This window comes from Saccharopolyspora soli, from assembly GCF_022678645.1.
GTDB lineage: Bacteria > Actinomycetota > Actinomycetes > Mycobacteriales > Pseudonocardiaceae > Saccharopolyspora > Saccharopolyspora soli.
Window position 1 is genome coordinate 1 of the sequence record NZ_JALBWV010000148.1, and the last position, 3912, is coordinate 3912.

At 65.3% G+C, this 3912-nt stretch carries 3 protein-coding genes; all 3 read right to left on the reverse strand.

Features of this window, described 5'->3' with window-relative positions:
- Positions 1-222 precede the first annotated feature (222 nt).
- Complete coding sequence (locus MOQ72_RS43935) at positions 223-2124, reverse strand: MalT transcriptional regulator family protein (protein ID WP_242192000.1); 1902 nt, start codon at positions 2122-2124, stop codon at positions 223-225.
- A 50-nt stretch (positions 2125-2174) separates the two neighbouring features.
- Positions 2175-3212, reverse strand: coding sequence for a GntR family transcriptional regulator (locus MOQ72_RS43940; RefSeq protein WP_242192001.1), 1038 nt, complete (start codon positions 3210-3212; stop codon positions 2175-2177).
- 157 nt (positions 3213-3369) lie between these two features.
- The coding region (locus MOQ72_RS43945; protein ID WP_242192002.1) for an MBL fold metallo-hydrolase at positions 3370-3912 on the reverse strand (543 nt) is incomplete at its 5' end.

Sequence of the window (3912 nt, forward strand, 5' to 3'; positions counted from 1 at the left end):
AATCCGGTGGTCAACGCCACCGTGGTCTTGACGTTGTCCGTTAGCTTGAACACGCAATGTCCTCTGCTCTCCGGGGCCCTCAACAATGAGTTGGCCGGTCGTGACCAGATCGGCCTTCCATAGCACCATCAGCACCACGTAGTCGTCGCGACGGTGGTGGTCACCGTATTCGTACGGATCCGGCCCCACTTCCTGAGCAACGACACTTGGACCAGGTTGAGGTCAGACGGTGTAGAGCTGTCGCGCTTGTCGGGTGAGTTCGTCGGCGTCGGCGAGCAGGGTGTCCGCTTTGGTGCTGTCGCCGAGTGCGCGATGCGCGCTGCTTTCGATGGTGAGGAGATCGGCGAGGTATCCGAGCGAGCCGGAGGCGGCCATGACGCCCTTCGGTTCGTCGAGGCGGACTAGCGCCTCGTGTGGTGTGCCGAGGTGGACGAGGGTGTAGGCCAGCTTCCCGACGCTGCGCGCCCAGCCCTCACGGTCGCCTACGGTGTCGAGGGTCGTCGCGGACTGCTCGTACCAGTGGCGGGCCGCGTCCCAGTCGTTTTCGGTTTCGTAGGTCTCGGCGATATGGCGCTTGCGTAGGGCACGGCCGCGTTCGGAGTCGGCTGTGTCTAGCGACTCGGTGAACAAGCGGCGAGCGATGACCGGGCGGCGGTTCGCCAGGTGTGCGCGTCCGCAGCCGCTGAGCGCTGTTGAGAGTTCCGCGCGATCACCTGCGGCGTAGGCCGTTCCGATTGCGCAGTTGGCCACGTCAATTGCCCGCCGGTGTTCCTTGCGGTGTCGCCAACCCCACGACTGGCGGGTCAGCATCCGTGCCAGCACATCCAAACGACCATCGCGCTCGGCCGCCTGGGCGGCGAGTTCGTGGATTTCGACCAGGTCGATTCGGCCGGCCTTGAGCAGGCCGTCCCACGCCGCCCAGACCACCAGCCACACCCAGGTGTCGTCGTCGGAGTGGCGTACGAGGTGGTGAAGGGCGGGCCATTCCGCGGCGAACCAGCGCATCGCCGCGACTTTGCTGGGCCACACCGGTGTCGAGGGTTCGAGCATGCCGTTCGGGCGGCGGGAGTGCTGATTCAGGAGCACGGCGAGGTTGACGAACTCCTGGAGATACCAGGAGCGCACCTGTTGCGTGTCCTCGTGTTCCTCGCGGCGGAATTCCTGTGCTACCGAGGTGGGCAGGTGGCCTCGCCGGGTTCCCGCCTGCTCGGTGACCTCCATAAGGCCCGCGGCGGTCAGCTCGACGACCGCGCTGTCCGTCTCGTCGTGCTCGCCGAGCATGCGCAGGTCGACGTGTGGGACCGGGTGAGCGGCGACGCGGCGCAGGATTGTTCGGGCCTGGGGCGAGACGGCTTCCCATGCCATCGCGAAGACTCCCTTCGTCGGGGGTTCGGTGTGTGGTGGGAGCACGGAGTCGGGTCGTTGGCAGACCTGGGCGGCCAGGATCGTGGCCTGGCGCGGATTACCTCCGCAGCGTTCGGCAAGCCACCTCACCTGGTGAGCGGCCAGGGTGACGCGGCGGTGGGTTAACGCCCGCAGCAGGTCTTCGATGTGGTCACGCCGAAGCGGCCCGACGTCGAGATGGTCAACGACCACCGGCGTGTCAAGGTAGGACGTGCTGGTGGCGATGGTGGCGCTGTCGGGTGAGGGCGCCAGCAGCGGTGTCAGCTGCTCGGGATGCGCGGCGTGATCGAGCAGCACCGCGTACCGGCGAGGCGCTGCGACGGACCGCCAGAGCGCGCCGCGTTCGGGTTTGGTCATCGGCGCCGCATGTCCCCATGCTCGCAAGCAGCGCGCCACGAGATCCCAGGGATCTTCCCACGCCAGGTCGCAGTAGAAGACGCCATCGACGAAGTCGTCGGCGTGTGCCCGTATCCACCGGGTGGCCAATGTCGTCAGCCCGTAGCCGGGTGGGCCGGTGAGGACCATGACGAGCGGCTCGTTCCCGGCGCGGGCGAACGCGTCGTCGAGCACAGCCATCTCATGATCACGGTTGACCCAGACCCGGCCCACGAAAGGCAGCTGCTGCGGTGTCGGTGGCACCGGCTGGGTCGTGGCGTGCACGTGCACTCCGCCGAGGATCTGCCCGGCCTGCACCGCGTTGTGTGTCGTTCCCGTCAGCATGTTCCGCGCGGACGGCCCATTCGACGATGTGTCCACTGTGTCCTCTGAGTTTAGGAGGGACCAGGCGAATCCCCTGCTAGTCCGGCGGTGTTCTTCCAGGCGCGCACGAGTTTCAGGGCGGCGTCGATGGTGTACGAATCCGCGTGGTAGCGACGCATGAAGTACAGCATCGACGGCAGGGTCGTCTCCGAGGACCACCTGGCTTCAATATCCGCCGCAATCGCCTCTGGATCGGGCCGCACCTGCCCCGACAGACTGTCGGGATGATGAACAGTCCAATATGGACCCCATGTTGCGAACTCGGCGTTAGACTCCGCCAAACCCCGCACTTGCAGAACTTCCATAGCTCTGCGCGCCGTGTCCGGCTTAGTCCTGAACTCGCGCGCGACTTCTTTCAGCGGCACCAGCATGCCCGTCGCCCACGCTCCGGTAAGGATCCGCCGCTCCAACACATCCGCAATCTCTCGATAACTCACATTTTTTCGAAACTCCGGAAACTCCTTGTAGAGCGCGGCGAGCACTGTACCGATGGTTCTGACCGCCACGCCGTACATCTCTGCCAGTTCGGGCCGCGCCGGAAGTGTCTTCCTCTTCCACTGCCCTCGCATAATTCGCGCCCGCATATCATCTAGGACTGCCTTCGACTTCGAGGAATATGTAGGAACTCCGCAGACACGCCAATGCGGCTTTGGCCCGCAGTGTGGCAACTCCTCCGTCACACCACGTTCCGCTAACAATCGCAGAGATTTCAGCAGTGTCTGCGGGTCGCAGCCGTAACCCTTTGCCAGCGGGTTGATACGCAGCCACCCGTCCGTGAATTCACCACGAGCGATCCTCTCCTCTAGATCGTCAGCAATATGCTGATAGCGAGAAAACGAGACCACCCCAGCGACCAGGTAACGAGTTTTCCCGCCATAGCAGCGCTGCTCGACCACACCGCGCTCCGCCAGCAATCTCAAAACAACGCGAATCACAGACGGCTGTCGTTGGTAGTGACGCGCAAGTCGCTGTATCACCAGCCAGTCTTTCGGAACTTCATCGCGATAAATCCGTTGTTCCAGATTATCCGCGATGTCCACCACGATCATGCAACGATCACAGACAGTCGCAACTGTCGCAGTAGCGGCATCGTCGACGTTCCGTCCGCACAGAGTCCAACCGGTACCAGCCTCGCGTCCGTGGAGCACTCCGCGAAGATCAGTCCAGGCCGACCCGAACTCGGCCGCAGCAATAGCGGTATTCACGTCAGAACACCTGGTAGCTGCTGCCGGGTACGACGAGTTCGGTCGGGCCGTCGAAGGCGGCGACCGCCTCGGCGAGGATCGCGTCCCGATCCGACCAGGGCGCGATGTGCGTGAGCAGCAGGCGTCGGGCCCCGGCCGTCTTCGCCACCTCGGCCGCTTGGCGCCCGGACAGGTGCACGCCGTCCGGGGCACCCGCGAAGTCCGCCCAGGACGCCTCGGACAGCAGCACATCGGCATCCGCCGCGAGTTCGGTCAGCTGCGGGCAACAGCCCGTGTCGCCGGTGTAGGCCAGCACCTTGTCCCCGGCCGCGACGCGGAAACCCCACGCCGGGCACAGGTGCGCCACCGGCACGGCCCGCACCTCGAACGCACCGATGCGCATCGGCTCGGCGGAGATCGGGATGAATTCGAACACATCCGACAGATCGGTTCTGACGAGTTCCGCCTCGTTCGGCGCGTAGAGGGCCGCGAGCCGACGCGGCGCGTTCTCGGGCGCGAACACCGGCAACCGCCGCACCGCCGGGTCGTACGGCGGGTTCGGGTG

What these genes read in the sequence shown, in the direction of transcription:
- MOQ72_RS43935 (WP_242192000.1), bottom strand. Translation starts at nt 2,124, where the DNA reads ATGCTGACGGGAACGACACACAACGCGGTGCAGGCCGGGCAGATCCTC.
- MOQ72_RS43940 (WP_242192001.1), bottom strand. Translation starts at nt 3,212, where the DNA reads ATGATCGTGGTGGACATCGCGGATAATCTGGAACAACGGATTTATCGC.